This window comes from Ruegeria sp. O6, assembly GCF_056535045.1.
In genome coordinates this window covers 224210-240560 of sequence record NZ_JBQERM010000003.1, presented here as the reverse complement: position 1 = coordinate 240560, position 16351 = coordinate 224210, and the positions used below count along the sequence as shown (strand labels likewise).

General features: G+C 58.5%; 15 protein-coding genes. 11 read left to right on the top strand and 4 right to left on the bottom strand.

Annotation, left to right across the window (positions count from 1 at the left end; genetic code table 11):
• Positions 1–254: 254 nt before the first annotated feature.
• On the top strand, positions 255–2117 hold the full coding sequence (gene uvrC / locus ACR0DY_RS06515) for an excinuclease ABC subunit UvrC (protein ID WP_480482993.1): 1863 nt from the start codon (positions 255–257) through the stop codon (positions 2115–2117).
• On the opposite strand, the gene ACR0DY_RS06510 is transcribed toward uvrC, so the two are convergent.
• Positions 2114–2998 carry a DMT family transporter gene (locus ACR0DY_RS06510; protein WP_480482995.1) on the bottom strand — a complete coding sequence of 295 codons (885 nt, stop codon included), beginning with the start codon at positions 2996–2998 and terminating at the stop codon, positions 2114–2116. The two genes, uvrC and ACR0DY_RS06510, sit on opposite strands and share 4 nt — an antisense overlap.
• Positions 2999–3172: 174 nt before the next feature.
• Here ACR0DY_RS06510 and pgsA point away from each other — a divergent pair, with 174 nt between their 5' ends.
• From pgsA to ACR0DY_RS06495, 3 genes are read left to right on the top strand one after another with little or no spacing between them, the layout of a single operon-like run.
• Positions 3173–3841, top strand: a complete 669-nt coding sequence (pgsA, locus tag ACR0DY_RS06505) for a CDP-diacylglycerol--glycerol-3-phosphate 3-phosphatidyltransferase (protein WP_480494392.1) — start codon at positions 3173–3175, stop codon at positions 3839–3841.
• Positions 3842–3844: 3 nt separating this feature from the next.
• Positions 3845–4090 carry a molybdopterin converting factor subunit 1 gene (gene moaD / locus ACR0DY_RS06500; RefSeq protein WP_209506660.1) on the top strand — a complete coding sequence of 82 codons (246 nt, stop codon included), beginning with the start codon at positions 3845–3847 and terminating at the stop codon, positions 4088–4090.
• 3 nt (positions 4091–4093) lie between these two features.
• A complete protein-coding gene (locus ACR0DY_RS06495) occupies positions 4094–4537 on the top strand; it encodes a molybdenum cofactor biosynthesis protein MoaE (protein ID WP_480545851.1) in 444 nt (147 codons plus the stop codon).
• 55 nt (positions 4538–4592) lie between these two features.
• Here ACR0DY_RS06495 and ACR0DY_RS06490 read toward each other — a convergent pair whose 3' ends face one another.
• From ACR0DY_RS06490 to ubiA, 3 genes are all read right to left on the bottom strand, one after another.
• Positions 4593–4913: a hypothetical protein gene (locus ACR0DY_RS06490; protein WP_267365430.1), complete on the bottom strand. Its 321-nt coding sequence runs from the start codon at positions 4911–4913 to the stop codon at positions 4593–4595.
• Between the two features lies 1 nt (position 4914).
• The gene (locus ACR0DY_RS06485) at positions 4915–6834 is read right to left on the bottom strand and encodes an OmpA family protein (RefSeq protein ID WP_480897959.1); all 1920 of its coding nucleotides are present in this window, start codon (positions 6832–6834) and stop codon (positions 4915–4917) included.
• 64 nt (positions 6835–6898) lie between these two features.
• Positions 6899–7861, bottom strand: a complete 963-nt coding sequence (gene ubiA / locus ACR0DY_RS06480) for a 4-hydroxybenzoate octaprenyltransferase (RefSeq protein WP_480545855.1) — start codon at positions 7859–7861, stop codon at positions 6899–6901.
• An 11-nt stretch (positions 7862–7872) separates the two neighbouring features.
• Here ubiA and ACR0DY_RS06475 point away from each other — a divergent pair, with 11 nt between their 5' ends.
• The 7 genes from ACR0DY_RS06475 to pheT all read left to right on the top strand — a co-directional run bounded on the left by ACR0DY_RS06475 (position 7873) and on the right by pheT (position 16313).
• A complete protein-coding gene (locus ACR0DY_RS06475; protein ID WP_480486558.1) occupies positions 7873–8598 on the top strand; it encodes a 16S rRNA (uracil(1498)-N(3))-methyltransferase in 726 nt (241 codons plus the stop codon).
• Positions 8595–9440, top strand: coding sequence for a GNAT family N-acetyltransferase (locus ACR0DY_RS06470; protein ID WP_480483007.1), 846 nt, complete (start codon positions 8595–8597; stop codon positions 9438–9440). The genes ACR0DY_RS06475 and ACR0DY_RS06470 overlap by 4 nt, the downstream gene beginning before the upstream one ends.
• Positions 9437–9964: a hypothetical protein gene (locus ACR0DY_RS06465; RefSeq protein ID WP_480483009.1), complete on the top strand. Its 528-nt coding sequence runs from the start codon at positions 9437–9439 to the stop codon at positions 9962–9964. The genes ACR0DY_RS06470 and ACR0DY_RS06465 overlap by 4 nt, the downstream gene beginning before the upstream one ends.
• A 66-nt stretch (positions 9965–10030) precedes the next feature.
• Positions 10031–11401 carry a glutamate--cysteine ligase gene (locus ACR0DY_RS06460; RefSeq protein ID WP_480483011.1) on the top strand — a complete coding sequence of 457 codons (1371 nt, stop codon included), beginning with the start codon at positions 10031–10033 and terminating at the stop codon, positions 11399–11401.
• A gap of 71 nt (positions 11402–11472) precedes the next feature.
• A complete protein-coding gene (pheS, locus tag ACR0DY_RS06455; protein ID WP_480483013.1) occupies positions 11473–12546 on the top strand; it encodes a phenylalanine--tRNA ligase subunit alpha in 1074 nt (357 codons plus the stop codon).
• 485 nt (positions 12547–13031) lie between these two features.
• Positions 13032–13838 carry a CE1 family esterase gene (locus ACR0DY_RS06450; RefSeq protein WP_480483015.1) on the top strand — a complete coding sequence of 269 codons (807 nt, stop codon included), beginning with the start codon at positions 13032–13034 and terminating at the stop codon, positions 13836–13838.
• Positions 13839–13916: 78 nt separating this feature from the next.
• Positions 13917–16313, top strand: a complete 2397-nt coding sequence (pheT, locus tag ACR0DY_RS06445) for a phenylalanine--tRNA ligase subunit beta (protein ID WP_480545856.1) — start codon at positions 13917–13919, stop codon at positions 16311–16313.
• Positions 16314–16351: the final 38 nt, after the last annotated feature.

Below are 16351 nucleotides of genomic sequence, written 5' to 3'. Positions count from 1 at the left end.
TGTTACCTGCGTGTTACAAAAATGTCTTTTTTTTCATACACTTGCTAAATGTGTGAAAAAATATCGTTAAAAATCAGCATCTTGATAATGTGCCTATTTTTTGTGCATGTTAATGAAGTGGTAATGAAACAAGGGAAATTCTAAGGCTGTGAAAACTTATCTTCACACTTATCCACAGGAATCGTGGATTTGTTTTCTCTTGATCTGAAGCCCGCAAGATTGCAGCCAGTATAAGAGAATCATATCGGAATCCCATGACTACCCACAGTGAATCGTCCCTGACCGGTTATGCCTGCATTCAGCGCTACGCAAAGACGCTGGACAGCTCACCCGGGGTGTACCGGATGCTGGATGCCGACAGTCGGGTTTTATACGTGGGCAAGGCGCGAAACCTGAAGGCGCGGGTGTCGAACTATACAAGGCCGGGTCACTCGGGCCGGATCGAGAAGATGATTTCCTCGACCGCTTCGATGATGTTTCTAACCACAAGAACGGAAACCGAAGCGCTGCTGCTGGAGCAGAACCTGATCAAGCAGCTTAAACCGAAATACAATGTGCTGCTGCGGGACGACAAAAGCTTTCCGAACATCCTGGTCGCCAAGGATCATGACTTTCCGCAGATCAAAAAACACCGTGGGGCGAAGAAGGAAAAAGGCGCCTATTTCGGACCATTTGCCAGCGCGGGTGCTGTAAACCGCACATTGAACCAGCTGCAAAAGGCATTCCTGCTGCGTAACTGTTCGGATTCCATGTTCGACAGCCGCACGCGGCCCTGTCTGCTTTATCAGATCAAACGGTGTTCCGGGCCGTGTGTCGGTTTGATTTCGGCGCAAGATTACAGTGAAAGCGTCAAGGATGCAGAACGTTTCCTGTCGGGGCGCTCGACCAAGGTGCAGGAGGAACTGGCTGAACAGATGATGGCGGCGTCCGAGGCTATGGAGTTCGAACGCGCCGCCGGTCTGCGCGACCGCATCCGGGCGCTGACGCAGGTACAGACCGCGCAAGGCATCAACCCTCGTGGCGTGACCGAGGCGGATGTGATCGGCCTTTATATGGACAGCGGGCAAGCCTGTGTTCAGGTATTCTTCATCCGGGCCAACCAGAACTGGGGCAACAAGGACTTTTATCCGCGTGTTGGCCCGGATGTATCACATGCCGAAGTGATGGAGGCTTTCCTTGGCCAGTTCTACGACAACAAGGAACCACCACGGCAGTTGATCTTGTCGGACGGGATCGAAAACGCCGATTTAATGCAGGAGGCTTTGTCCGAGAAAGCCGGGCGCAAAGTCGAAATCCTTGTCCCGCTGCGTGGTGAGAAACAGGAACTGGTTGCAGGTGCCTTGCGCAATGCGCGAGAGTCTCTGGCCAGGCGCATGTCGGAAAGCGCCACGCAGGCCAAGTTGCTGCGCGGGGTGGCAGAGGCGTTTGATCTGGATAGTCCACCGGGACGGATTGAGGTCTACGATAACTCTCATATCCAAGGCACTAACGCGGTGGGTGGTATGATCGTGGCAGGGCCCGACGGGTTCATGAAAAACGCCTATCGCAAGTTCAACATTCGCGGCGACGACCTGACGCCGGGTGATGATTTCGGCATGATGAAAGAGGTTCTGAACCGTCGCTTCACCCGCCTGCAAAAAGAAGACCCGGATCGGGATAAAGGGCTTTGGCCCGACCTGCTGTTGATCGATGGCGGTGCCGGACAGGTCAGCGCCGTGCACGAGATCATGCAGGCCCACGGGGTCGAAGACATTCCGATGGTCGGTGTTGCCAAAGGGGTCGACCGTGACCACGGCAAGGAAGAGTTTCACCGGATCGGCCAGCGCCCCTTTGCCCTAAAACGCAACAATCCGGTCTTGTACTTTATTCAACGGTTAAGGGACGAGGCGCACCGTTTTGCCATTGGCACCCATCGCGCGAAACGCGCCAAGGCCGTTGGTGCCACGCCGCTGGATGAAATTCCGGGCGTCGGGGCTGCACGCAAGCGCGCATTGCTGACTCACTTCGGCAGCGCCAAAGCGGTAAGCCGGGCCAATCTGGCAGACCTGAAAGCGGTCGAGGGAATCTCGGCCGGGTTGGCTCAGAAAGTCTATGATTTCTTCCACGACAAGGGTTAGACCTGTCGCCCCCGCCACAGGATATAGAGGCCCGAGGCCACAATAAGCGCGCTGCCGACCCACATAGTACGGTCCAGGCTTTCGCCGAACAGGGCGATACCCAACCCGATACCGAACAGCAGTCGCGTATAGCGGAACGGGGTCACGGCTGACACTTCACCCGTGCGCATTGCGTTCATGAGCGCGGCATAGGCCATGACGCCCATCAGAACCGCGCCCGTCAGATGCAGGCTGGTGTGCGTGCTAACCGGTGTCATGGGTGCGCCTTCCCACACCCGATAGGCAAGGCCCGCGACGATAATGCTGAGGAAACCATAAAACCCCAGTACTTCGGTTCCAAGGGTCGCAGGGGCCGCGCGGCTGGCCAGATCACGCCCTGCGAACCCTAACATACCCAGCACGGCCAGCATCGACAGCAGTGAAAAACTGTCCCCGGTCGGTTGCAGAATAATGACGACTCCGATCATACCGACAAAAATCGCGCTCCATCGCCGCCAACCAACCGCTTCACCAAAGAATAATGCCGCGCCTGCGACCACAACCAAAGGCGTTGCTTGCAAGATCACGGTGGCCGAGGACAAGGGCGTCAACGCAATGGCGAGCACATAGAATAGCCGACCAAAGACTTCGAACAGCACCCGAACTTTCATCGGGCGGGAAAGAACGTCCGGGTGTGTCAGGCGTTTCCCACGAGCTGACGCCAGCGCGGCAAATATTATGGACCCGCCGGTCCCGAACAGCACCAGTACCTGCCAGATCGGAAGCGCGGTCGATGCTGCTTTCAGCAACGCATCCTCCAGCGCAAAGCCCGCCATTGCGGCCACCATCCACAGGCTGCCGATCATGTTCGACCGGGCGTCGGTTTGAATATGCGCTGTCATCCTGTACGTTCCGCTTTGCAGTCGACGGGCAATCTGACTGCAAAGACGTGAAACGCCAAGTGCACGAGGTCCAAAGGGTCGGACCTGCGGCGCTTTGACCAAGCTGTTGTGAGTGATGTAGTTTTTTACCGGTTTGTCTTTTCTGTCTTGAACCGGCGATATAGGGTCCAAGCCATGAAGTGGAATTTGCCCAATATCCTGACGGTTCTACGCCTGCTGGCTGCGCCCGGTCTGGCCGTTATGTTTTTGTACTTCACCCGGCCCTATGCGGACTGGTTCGCTTTGATCCTGTTCCTGTCGGCGGCGATCACCGATTGGTTTGATGGCTATCTGGCCCGTGCGTGGAAACAGGAAACCAAGATGGGCGCGATGCTGGATCCGATTGCCGACAAGGCAATGGTGGTGATCGCGCTGATGATTCTGGTTGGCTATTCGACCGAACACTGGACGCCATGGCTGGTGCTACCCGCCACCGTGATCCTGTTCCGCGAGGTTTTTGTCTCGGGCCTGCGCGAATATCTGGGCGATGTGGCGGGGACGCTGAAGGTTACAAAGCTTGCCAAGTGGAAAACTACAGCGCAGATGATCGCCATCGCCGTGCTGTTCTCGCAGGGCATCTTTGAACACTATGCCGTGATGGCGAGTTTCGGCATGGACGCCGCGCTGGTAGAACAGATTATCGCGGGCCAGGTTGAAGATGTGAATCACCTGCGCTGGAACATCCATGGTATGTTCTGGGCAGGCCAGATCGGGCTGTGGTTGCTGTGGATTGCGGCGGCGCTGACATTGATCACCGGCTATGATTACCTACGTAAAGCCATGCCACATCTGAAGGAGATCTGAGGGATGGATGTGCTGTATTTTGCATGGGTACGCGAACGTATCGGTTTGCCAAAGGAAAAAGTCGAGACGCAGGCAGTCACTGTCAATGATCTGGTGGCCGAGTTGAGCGCGCGGGAAGAACGCTATGCCGCGGCATTTGCCGATTTGTCCGCCCTGCGCGTTGCACTGGATCAGGAGTTGTCGGATTTTGACGCCTCGCTGTCGGGCGTTCGGGAAGTGGCGTTTTTTCCACCAATGACGGGCGGTTGAGCGATGCGGATCGCTGTTCAGCAGGAAGCATTCGATCTGGGCGCCGAGGCCAATGCTTTTGCCGCCGGGGATGATGCCAACGGAGCCATTGTCACCTTCACTGGCGTTGTGCGCGACCTGGCAAGCGGTGATCTGGATGTGATGGAGATTGAACACTATCCGGGTATGACGGAACGGGCGCTGACCAAGATTGCCCAGGAAGCCAAGGAGCGGTGGTCATTGGGTGACGTCCTGGTGATCCATCGTCATGGCCGCCTGTCCCCGGGAGACAGGATCATGATGGTGGCGACCGCTGCACCGCATCGTAAAGATGCGTTTGAGGCAGCGGAATATCTGATGGATTATCTGAAGTCTCGCGCACCCTTCTGGAAGAAGGAAATCACCCACTCTGGTGCGGAATGGGTCGCAGCTAAAGACGAAGACGAAGACGCGCTGACCCGGTGGTAGTGATTTAGCGACCGTTTATTCTTGCAAACTTGGGCGGCGGCGCAAGGTCGTATGCTTAATCCGCGTTATTGATCCGCCCGCGCAGTTCTTCGGCCTCCTGACGCGCGGCCCGCAGGCCATCCATAGCGGCTGCCAGCTCGGCCTCTGTCTGGGTCAGCTGGTTTGTCAATTCGGCCTCACGTTGCTGCAAATAGGTGATGGCCTGATCGCGGGTTTCCTCGGCCTCGTGCAACTCCTGACTCATCCGGTCCAGATCGGCAACGTCGCTTTGACTTACTCGGGACAGGCGGTGCGCCAACCAGTTGGCAAACCAGCCCATGCAGAAGGCGGCGAACAGGATAATGGCAGTTACAATGACGAATTCTGTTCTGTTCAACTTACTGGTCCCCTGCATCCGCATCTGGTGCGGTCGTGTCGGTTTGGTCCTCTGCGGAAGTCGCAGCCTCGGCCTCAAGCGCTTCAAGGCCTGTTTCTCTACTCTCAACAGGCTCAGGGCGGATCAGACGGAACTCGATCCGGCGGTTTTCTACCCGACCCTCTTCGGTGTCGTTGTCAGCGATGGGTTGCGTTTCCCCATACCCCACGGCGGTGTAGCTGCTGGTAGGAATGCGCCGCCCGCGCAGCTCGTTCAGAATGGATTGCGCCCGCGCCTGGCTGAGTTGTTGGTTCATCTCTTCACGGCCCTGACTGTCAGTGTGGCCCTGAATCTCCATACGGATCGGACCGCAGTCGCGCAGGATATCCGCAATCTGGTTCACCACATCGCGCGAGTCTGATGCAATCGTGGCCGATCCGGGCTCAAAGGCGATTTTGCTGGTGGCCTGAATTTCAGCAATTTGGGCCTCGCAGACTTCCGGGTCGGGCAGGGCGTCCTCGGGTTCCGGTGGGGGCTGATAGGTGATGGTCAGGGTGTATTCCTGCCCCTCGCCCAACTTGTCGGACAATTGACCTGCGATGCGGGCCTTGGCGTCTTCTTCGTGGCTGAGGCCGATCAGTTCGACCGTATCGGGTGTAACGGTCAATACGCCGTTGTGGAGCTGACCCAAAGCCTCCAGACCGGCCAGAACACGTACAGGCCAGTCCGCCGGGAGATCCGAAACGATGCGGGTGGCAGTATATACCTGATCGGATCCAAAGGCCGCGCGCGCGTAGCTGTCGACCATGTCGCGCAGAGTTTCATCACCCAGCCGTCCGCGCAATTGCACCAGCCCTTCAGGGCTGCGGGTCGCCGAGAACTCGACCGGGCCATTTGGGTTCGTTGTCTCAGGCTCGGGCAATACGGCGTGCAATGCGAAGACCGCAGGCAGCTCGGTTTCAAGCTCGCCCACAACCCGGTCGAACACCGCAGGATCGGTTCCCTCCGCTGCGATCAGGGTAATGTCCGCATCTGACATGGTGACCGAACCCTGGCCTATCCTGAACAGCGCCTGAATGCTTTTCTCGGCTGCTTCTGGCCAGCGTGGCGATGGTTCGCCCAAGGCGACGGTGCAGGAATAAGGCCCCGTCAACCCGGCGTTTTTCGCGGCGGCCACGATTCGGTCACGTGCCTTCTCATCCTGCGCCGAGCAGGCGTCAAAATGCCCGCCTTCTTCGTCGATCAGGTAACGCAAAGTAAATGGTGTGACGACCGGGCGAGGTGCTGAAATCGCCAGCCCAACCCGCAGACTGGGCGGTGCCCTACGGGTCAGGTCGCGTTCCAGTTTTTGTTTTTCTTGCTGACTGTTGGCAATTGCCGTGATCCTGACCAGATCCGGGTTGGCGGAAATTTTGGCGCGGGGCAGGTGGGTCAGGGCCTCCAACGCGTAAGATATTGCGGCATCCCACCCTTTGGGCTTCGGGTAATCTGCTGTTTCCATCAGGTCCGAAATGGCAACAGATCTGTCCAGATTGCCAAGCCGTTGGATCAGCTTGTCCCTGTTCTCACTGGCCGGGATCAGACCTATCACCGAAATTCCACTGTCATTTCGCAGGATTTCTACCGAAAAGCGCGGTGCTGCGAGGGCGGAAGTTGCGATAACCTCCATTTCGTCGATTACGCGGGATGTATCAACTTCGGTTCCCGCGGCGGTCAGAGCGTTAAAGCGGGTCGCTTCATCTGGCGCTGTACCGGTCAGGACCACCCGCAAACCATCGGCTTCGACCTCGGCCCAATCGTGTCCTTTCAGGTCCAGCGAGCGCCGTACAGCGAGTTCCGATGATTCTTCGATCTCGGTAACAGCATAGCTGGCCGCCAGAAGTGACAGGCCAGCTGATACAAGAAAGATCAGGGAAACAGCGATAAAATACGGCAGACGCATGTTTGGGTTTGGCACTCCTCAGGCGTTTGCGCCGATCTTTACAGGCCCCGTTCAGCGGGTGCAATCAGAGCAACAAGGCGACGCAAAGGAAGATCAGCGGAATAAAGCCGGTATCGCGGTTGGCCCGAAACAGCAGCAGCAGCTTGGCGTTGTCTTCGGTATCAAGCCCGCGCAATTGCCACATCATGTGCCAGCCCATGGCCCAGGGGCCGCAAAGCGCGACCCCCAACGCCAGAATTGACGCGTCAGGCACCCCGGCATCAATAATGGCCAGCCCCATCAGCGATACTGTTGCGACCAGAAAATACTTCAGCCATTTCGCCGTGTCGGTGCCGAACAGGCGCGCGGTGGATTTGATGCCGACCAGTTCATCATCGTCGGTATCCTGATGTGCATAGATCGTGTCATAGAACAGGGTCCAGGCGATGCCGGACAGGTACAGCGTGACAGCAGGCCAGCCGAGCGACCCGCTATGCGCCGTCCAAGCCAGTAATGCGCCCCAGTTGAAGGCCAGCCCCAAAAAAACCTGAGGCCACCAGGTAAACCGCTTGGCAAACGGATAAACGGTCACCGGCAGCAAAGATAACACACCCATGGCAATCGCCGCCTGATTGAAGCTGAGAAGAATGCCGAGCGCCAGAAGGCTTTGCAGTATCATCCAGGCCGCAGCTTGCCGGACACTGACTTGCCCCGACGGTATCGGGCGCGAGCGTGTGCGTTCAACCTGTGCGTCGAATTCCCGGTCTGTAATGTCGTTCCACGTGCAACCGGCACCTCGCATCAAAAAAGCTCCGAATGCGCAGCCTAGGGCAATCCACAGATCTTCCCAACGCGGTTGACCGTCATGCAGGATGGCCAGCGCCAGCCCCCACCAACATGGAAGCAGCAACAGCCATGTGCCGATGGGCCGGTCCGCGCGGCTGAGGCGCAGATACGGTCGGGCAAAGGCTGGGGCATATGTGTCGACCCAGTTGCCGGTGACGGCATCGGCGACTTGACCATCTGGTGTTGGGGCATTGCCTTGCATATGTAGGTCTCATGAGTGCGAAAATCAGACTGTATGTAGAGCAGCCCTTGGGTCAGGGGCAATCGGTTCCTTTGACGCGCGATCAGGCGCACTATCTGTTTGGCGTCATGCGACTGCCGGTTGGCGGAGCAGTGGCGCTGTTTAACGGCAAAGATGGAGAGTGGCTGGCCGAGGTGGCCGAGTCCGGAAAACGCGGCGGAGCTCTGACCTGTGTCAGGCAGACCAAACCTTTGCAGCTGCCCCCCGACCTGTGGCTCCTGTTTGCGCCGATCAAAAAGGCGCGCACTGATTTCATTGTTGAAAAAGCCGCTGAAATGGGCGCGGCTCGCATCCTGCCAGTTCAGACCGAATTCACCAACGCAGACCGTATCCGGCAAGACCGGCTTCAGGCTCATGCAATCGAAGCCGCTGAACAATGCGGAGGAACCTACGTGCCCGAGGTGGCAGACCTTCAGCGGCTGGACCGCGTGCTGAAGACCTGGCCTGAAGGTCGACAGTTGATGTTCTGCAACGAAGCCGAGGTCGGTTCGGCCCTGCGGCTGGCAGCGAATGAAAAAGGGCGCGCCTGGGCGATTCTCATCGGCCCGGAGGGCGGGTTTTCCAACGCTGAGCGTGCGCGGCTGTCGGCTTTACCCTATGCGCATGTGGTCAGTCTTGGCCCGCGTATTCTGCGGGCGGATACAGCGGCGGTGGCCGCATTGACCATGTGGCAGCAGGCATTGGGGGATTGGTCGTGATTCGCGAGGCGGTTCAATCGGATGCCCCGGCGCTTGAGAGGTTTCTGTCCCGCTACCCTGACAGTTCAATGTTTTTGCGCAGCAATTTGGCGGCCCACGGGGTGGGGTTGAATGCGAATGAATATTCCAGCCGCTACTTCATCTGGGGTGAGGATCAGGTCCGGGGTGTCTTCGGGCTCGGCAAGAAGGGCTATCTGATGGTTCAATTGCCCAACGCCGAAACCGAAGCTGTCGAGTGTTTCGCGCGGATGATCGAAGGCGAAACCGTTTTGGGTATGACGGGAGATGCACCTCAGGTCGAGCTGACGTTGGGCGCTCTGGGATTGGGGAAGGCGAAGTACCGGTTGAATCACGATGAACCGCTTTATCGACGTGACCTGCGAGGTCTGACTGAGGCACCTGTTCCTTATCGCGATTTGCGCGCCGAGGATCGGTCAAGACTGCACACTTGGTTCGCGGATTACATCGAGGATACCGGACAGGCCGCAGGCGAAGAGGCGCGTGAGCTTGCCGCAGAGCGCGTCGAGGCGGAAATGACCGCAGGCAGGGCGATTGTCCTGATGGAAGGCGACGCGCCGGTTGCCATGGCATCCGTGAATGCCAGGGTTCACGACCAAGTTCAGGTCGGTGGTGTTTTTGTTCCACGTAAAAACAGAAATCGTGGCCTGGGTCGACGGGTTACGACCGCATTGATGCAGAAAGCAAAATCCGAGGGTGCGGCGGCCGCGATCCTATTTGCGAACAACGCACCTGCCGCCCGTGCCTATGAGGCGATTGGGTTCCAACAGGTGGGTTGGTACAAGGTCGCTTTGCTGCAGGAACCGCAAAGGGTGCTCTCATGAGTTTCATCCGACCCGAGGCAAAACTGGCGCTTTGGCGTTGGCGCGAGGTTCTGGTTGCGGCTTTTGTCCTGATCCTTGGTCTGAGCTGGATCAGCGGGCCGGGTGGGCTGCTGGCTTGGGTAGGCTGGTTTCTGATTGTCATGTCAGCGGCTTTGACTGTGATCGGCATACAGCGCGCGCGCTTCAGAACAGGTGTGGGGGGGCAAGGTGTCGTGACGATTGATGAAGGTCAGATCACTTATCTGGGCCCCTTGGATGGCGGCATCGTCGCGTCCCGCGAAATTGAGCGTCTGGCCCTTGACCCGACCTCCGACCCTGCACATTGGGTTCTGGATCAGCCGGGCCAGCCAGCGCTTCACATTCCTGTGAATGCAGAAGGAGCCGAGGCATTGTTCGACGTATTCTCAAACCTGCCGGGCCTCAAAACCGAGCAAATGCTATCGGAACTCAACGGCAAATCGCAGCATCCGGTCGTTATCTGGGAACGTACACCGTCGCGCCCGGCGCATCTGCCGTTGCATTGACACTGGCGCCATTTACGACCACCACTTGACCTTCAAAACAGACACAGCAGGATCGGAGCACGGTTCATGTCCATCCCTCAGTCCGGCGGCGGTCCGATCGAACGCCATGAACAACTGGCCGAATATCTGGAATCGGGTTGCAAACCCAAGCAAGATTGGCGCATCGGCACCGAGCATGAGAAATTCGGCTATTGCAAGGACACGCTGAAACCTCTGCCTTTTGAAGGAAAGCGATCCATTGTCGCCGTGTTGGAGGGGTTGCGGGATCGCCACGGCTGGGGAGAGGTCCGTGAATCCGGTCATCTGATCGGTCTTGAAAAGGACGGCGCAAATGTCAGCCTTGAACCGGGTGGCGCGCTGGAGCTGTCGGGTGCCCCTCTGGAGACGATCCATGAAACCTGCGATGAGGTGAACACTCACCTGCGCGAGGTGAAGGATATCGCCGATGAGATCGGTGTGGGATTCATCGGTCTGGGCGCGGCGCCGATCTGGACGCATGACCAGATGCCGCTGATGCCCAAGGGGCGGTATCGGCTGATGAACGATTATATGGAAAAAGTCGGCACCATGGGCCGCGCCATGATGCGGCGGACGTGTACCGTTCAGGTTAATATCGACTTCGGGTCCGAAGCCGACATGGTACAGAAACTGCGCGTGGCGCTGGCATTGCAGCCGGTAGCGACGGCGCTGTTTGCCAATTCTCCGTTCTTCGAAGGTAAAGTGAACGGTCAGAAAAGCTGGCGCAGCCATATCTGGCGACATCTGGACGATGCGCGCACGGGCATGTTGCCCTTCGTGTTCGAGGATGGCTTTGGATTCGAACGCTATGTCCAATACGCGCTCGATGTGCCGATGTATTTCGTCTACCGCGACGGGCAGTACATTAATGCGCTGGGCATGTCGTTCCGAGATTTCCTCAAGGGTGAGTTGCCTGCATTGCCGGGTGAAACGCCGACCCTGTCGGATTGGGCCGATCACCTGACAACGGCCTTTCCCGAAGCGCGGATCAAGAAGTTCATGGAGATGCGCGGCGCGGATGGTGGCCCTTGGCGACGGCTTTGCGCCTTGCCCGCCTTCTGGGTCGGGCTGACCTATGACCAAACCGCGCTGGATGCGGCGTGGGATCTGGTCAAGGGCTGGGATGCTGAAACGCGCGAGGCGCTGCGTGTTGCGGCGGCCAAAGACGGGCTTCAAGCGCAGGTTGGCAACGTCAACATGCATGATCTGGCGCGTGAAGTTGTGGCAATCTCCGAGGCGGGCCTGAAAGCCCGTGCGCGCCCTGGTGCTGGTGGTTTGGTCCCGGATGAGACGCATTTCCTGAACGCGTTGAAGGAAAGCATCGACACCGGCAAGGTTCCGGCAGATGAGTTGCTGGAACACTACAATGGCGACTGGAATGGCGACCTGACCCGGATTTATCCCGAATACAGCTATTGATGCGCACCGTCCCGCTTGCATTCGCGGGGCGGGGCCGATAGCAGGTTCTCGACCAAATTCAGAGGGCCGTCATGGACGATCTTAAGGCAAAGTATCTGGGCCAAATCGCCGAAGCAGGCGACGAAAACGCGCTTGAGGCGATCCGCGTCGCGGCTGTTGGCAAAAAAGGCGAGGTCGCGCTGAAGATGCGCGAGCTGGGCAAGATGACGCCCGAGGAACGTCAGGTCGCAGGCCCGGCGCTGAATGCCCTGAAGGATGAGATTAACTCGGCGCTGTCCGCCAAGAAAGCCGCGCTGGCCGATGTTGCACTGGATGAGCGCCTGCGGACCGAATGGCTGGACGTCACCCTGCCGACCCGCCCGCGCCGTCAGGGGTCAATCCACCCGATCAGCCAGGCGACCGAGGAACTGACCGCGATCTTTGCTGAACTGGGCTTCTCGGTGGCCGAAGGGCCGCGTGTTGAAGACGACTGGTACAATTTCGACGCGCTGAACATCCCCGGTCACCACCCCGCACGGGCCGAGATGGACACGTTCTATATGCACCGCGCCGAGGGTGATGACCGCCCGCCGCATGTGCTGCGCACCCATACCTCGCCTGTCCAGATTCGCTCGATGGAGAAACAGGGTGCACCGATCCGCGTAATCTGTCCGGGCGGCGTGTACCGCGCCGATTACGACCAGACCCACACGCCGATGTTCCATCAGGTCGAGGGGCTGGCCATCGACAAGGACATCTCGATGGCGAACCTGAAATGGGTTCTGGAAGAGTTCGTGAAAGCATTCTTCGAGGTCGATGATGTCGAACTGCGCTTCCGCGCCTCGCACTTCCCCTTCACCGAGCCGTCGGCCGAGGTCGATATCCGCTGTTCGTGGGATAACGGCCAGCTGAAGATCGGCGAGGGCGACGACTGGATGGAGATTCTGGGTTCCGGCATGGTTCACCCCAAGGTGATCGCCGCTGGAGGGATCGACCCCGAGGTCTATCAGGGTTTTGCGTTCGGGATTGGCATCGACCGTCTGGCGATGCTGAAATACGGCATTCCGGATTTGCGGGCGTTCTTTGATAGCGACCTGCGCTGGCTGCGCCACTACGGGTTTGCAGCGCTGGATATGCCAAACCTGCATGGTGGTTTGTCGCGGTAGAGAGCACATCGGACGACTGGCTGACCGCATATAAGGATTGGTGGAGGCAAAAGGCTTCTAGGCATCCACTGCTTTGGTGTTTGTGTTTGTTCCTCGCGATGTTTGTGACGCCAACTTTTGTGCTGTGGGTTTGGAAAAGCCAGCCGGTTGCAGTTCTGATTGCTTTTGTTGCATCGGCACTTCTGTTCTTGCCCGGAATTCTAATTGCTGGTTTCGAGTTTTTGCGGCCTGCTGTGTTTCAGATGCGCGATAGAATTCAGAGAGAAAAAACTCAGGACCTCATTTACAAACGCAATTGCGGGTTTTGGAAGTGGTGGTGAGCAGTTGGTTTGGCTGCTAAGCGCGGCTTGATGCTTTGACCTGACGTAGGGCGGGCTTCAGCCCGCCATGTGCGATGGGTGGGTGCCGAGCTGAAGCCCGGCCTACGTTCGGACCACACCGATATGTTAAGTGACAGGGCGGAATGCCTCGTTAGGGTCGGGCGCATGATCTGTCGATTGCTCTGCCTTCTTCTGCTGATGACCGGGCCCGCCTTTGCCATGGGGCCCTGGAAAACCGAATGCCACGGCGATATTGTCTGTGATCTCGGTGACCGCTCGTATCACGTTTTAGAACCTGATGGCTGGGATGGTGAAACACCTCTGCCGGTGCTGCTGCATTTCCATGGCTGGTCCCGGCAGGGGACCGTGGTGGTGAACCACGAACGGATTGCCGGGGCCACGAAACGTCGGGGTGTGCTGCTGGTGGCCCCGAACGGTCTGGGCAAAAGCTGGGATTTCTGGTCCGCAAGCTCGGATGATGTGCCTTTTGCCGACCGGGTGCTTGAGGATGTCGCCCGGCGCTATCCGATCGACGCGACCCGCATCTATGTATCAGGCTATTCCTTTGGAAGTGCGATGGCGTGGCGCTTTGTCTGCGAAACCGGCGATGATATCGCGGCGCTGCTGGGTGTGGCCGGAACACTCCGCCAGACCGAGACCTGCCCGCAAGCCCCGCAAGAGGTGCGGCATGTCCATGGGACAGATGACACGGTGATGGATTTCCCGTTTGGTCCGGGTGGCGATACAACGTATCCGGTGGCGCTGTGGCGTGAGAAATACGGCTGCGATGCAGCCACCCCGCGGGGTGATTGGAGTGTGGAACCGTTCCTGACCCTTAGCCGAGTGGAATGGACCGATTGCACGCAGGGGCAGGTGATGCTGGACACGCATCCCGGTGGACATTTCATCCCCCATGGCTGGATCGGATGGCAGCTGGATGAGCTTTTGGGCCGCACCCCCACGTATCCGTGACGCGCAGAGCTTGCACCCCGGCGCATTCTTTGCCATTGCCTGTGCCGACTGGATGTTTGCCAAAAAAGGCCCCGTGCAATGAAATTCACTCTGTCCTGGCTGAAAGACCACCTCGACACTGATGCTTCGGTTGATGAAATCGCCGAGGCGCTGACCGATCTCGGGCTTGAGGTCGAAGAGATCGTGAACCCGGCCGAACGGCTGGCAGGTTTTACACTGGGCTATGTGAAACACGCCGAAAAACACCCCGACGCAGACAAGCTGCGCGTTTGCAAGGTCGATACGGACGAGGGCGAGCTACAGATCATCTGCGGTGCGCCCAATGCGCGTGAAGGGATCACCGTCGTGGTCTGCAAACCGGGCATGTACATCCCTGGCCTGGACCTGACCATCAGCGTCGGCAAGATCCGCGGTATCGAGAGCTTTGGCATGATGGCGTCCGAGCGTGAGCTGGAGCTGTCGGATGAACATGACGGCATCATCGAACTGCCCTCGGGCGAAGTGGGTGATACATTCGTGGACTGGCTTGCAGAAAACGACCCATCCAAAGTCGACCCGATGGTCGAAATCGCGATCACTCCGAACCGTCCGGATGCGCTGGGGGTTGAAGGGATTGCGCGCGATCTGGCCGCGCGTGGAATTGGCACGTTGAAGCAGCGTGATTATACGCCTGTTCCGGGTGATTTCGAGTGTCCGATCAAGGTGTCAATCGAAGAAGACACGCTGGACGGAGCGCCGCATTTCACCGGTCGTCTGATCCGTGGCGTGAAGAATGGCCCCAGCCCGCAATGGCTGCAGGATCAGTTGAAGGCCATAGGTCTGCGTCCGATCTCGGCGCTGGTGGATATCACCAATTACATGACCTACGATCACAACCGCCCGTTGCACGTGTTCGACGCCGACAAGGTGCAGGGCAACCTGCGGGTGCACCGCGCCAAAGGCGGAGAGACGCTGGTCGCGCTGGATGAAAAAGAATACACGCTGCAACCCGGAATGATGGTGATTTCGGATGACAAAGGCCCGGAATCGATTGCGGGCATCATGGGCGGTGAGGAAACCGGATGTACCGAGGAAACGGTAAACGTTTTCCTCGAAAGCGCGTTCTGGGATCATGTGCAAATCGCGCTCACAGGCCGTGCGCTCAAGATCAATTCCGACGCGCGCTATCGGTTCGAGCGCGGTGTTGACCCGGAATACACCCGCGAGGGGCTGGAACACGCGACCCAGATGATTCTGGATATCTGCGGCGGAGAAGCCTCCAACGTGGTTGAGGCTGGCAAAGCGCCGAACCATGCGCGCGCCTACAAGCTGAATGCGGAAAGGGTGCAGTCTCTGGTCGGGATGGATATTCCCGAAAGCGAACAGCGACAGACCCTGACCCGTCTGGGCTTTCGTCTGGAAGGCGAGATGGCCCATGTCCCCAGCTGGCGCCCGGATATCCTGGGCGAGGCTGATCTGGTGGAAGAGGTCGCGCGGATTGCTTCCTTGACCAAGCTGCAAGGCCGGCCGTTGCCGCGCGTGACCGAGGGGATACCGAAACCGGTGATGACCCCGGCGCAGCGCCGTCAGTCCATGGCGCGCCGTACCTGCGCGGCGCTGGGTTATAACGAATGCGTCAGTTATACGTTCATTGATCAGGCTTCGGCGGCTTTGTTCGGTGGTGGCGATACTACGACCATGCTGGAAAACCCGATCTCATCCGAGATGAGCCATATGCGCCCCGATCTGCTGCCCGGCCTGTTGCAGGCTGCCGCCCGCAATCAGGCGCGCGGATTCGCGGACGTCGCCCTGTTCGAGGTCGGTCCGGTCTTTCACAATGGCGAGCCGGGTGATCAGAAAACCCAGATCACCGGCCTGCTGGTAGGACGTTCTGGCCCCAAGGATGTGCACGGTGCTGCGCGCCCAGTGGACGTGTTCGACGCCAAGGCAGACGTCGAGGCTGTTCTGGCCGCCATTGGCGCGCCCGAAAAGGTTCAGATTCTGCGCGACGGCGATCCATGGTGGCATCCGGGTCGTCATGGCAAAATCTGTCTGGGCCCGAAAAAAGTACTGGGTGTCTTCGGAGAGCTGCACCCACGCATTTTGCAGGCCATGGACATAAAAGGTCCGGCAATGGCATTCACCATCTGGCCGGACGAAGTGCCTTTGCCCCGCAAATCCGGTGCCACCCGCGCTGCGCTGGAACTGCGCGACTTGCAGGCGGTCGAGCGTGATTTTGCTTTTGTCGTCGATGCCGATGTCGAAGCGCTGACGCTGGTAAACGCAGCCGCAGGCGCTGACAAGGCACTGATTGAGGGCGTGCGTGTCTTTGACGAATTCATCGGCGGCAGCCTTGGCGAAGGCAAAAAGTCCCTTGCCATTACAGTGCGCCTGCAACCGACCGAGGCGACTCTGAAGGAAAAAGACATCGAAGCTGTGGCCGAGAAGATCATTGCCAAGGTTGCCAAGGCGACGGGTGGGGTCCTTCGCGGTTAGAGCTCTGAGGCTCCAATGGAAAGCGCGCCTTCGGGCGC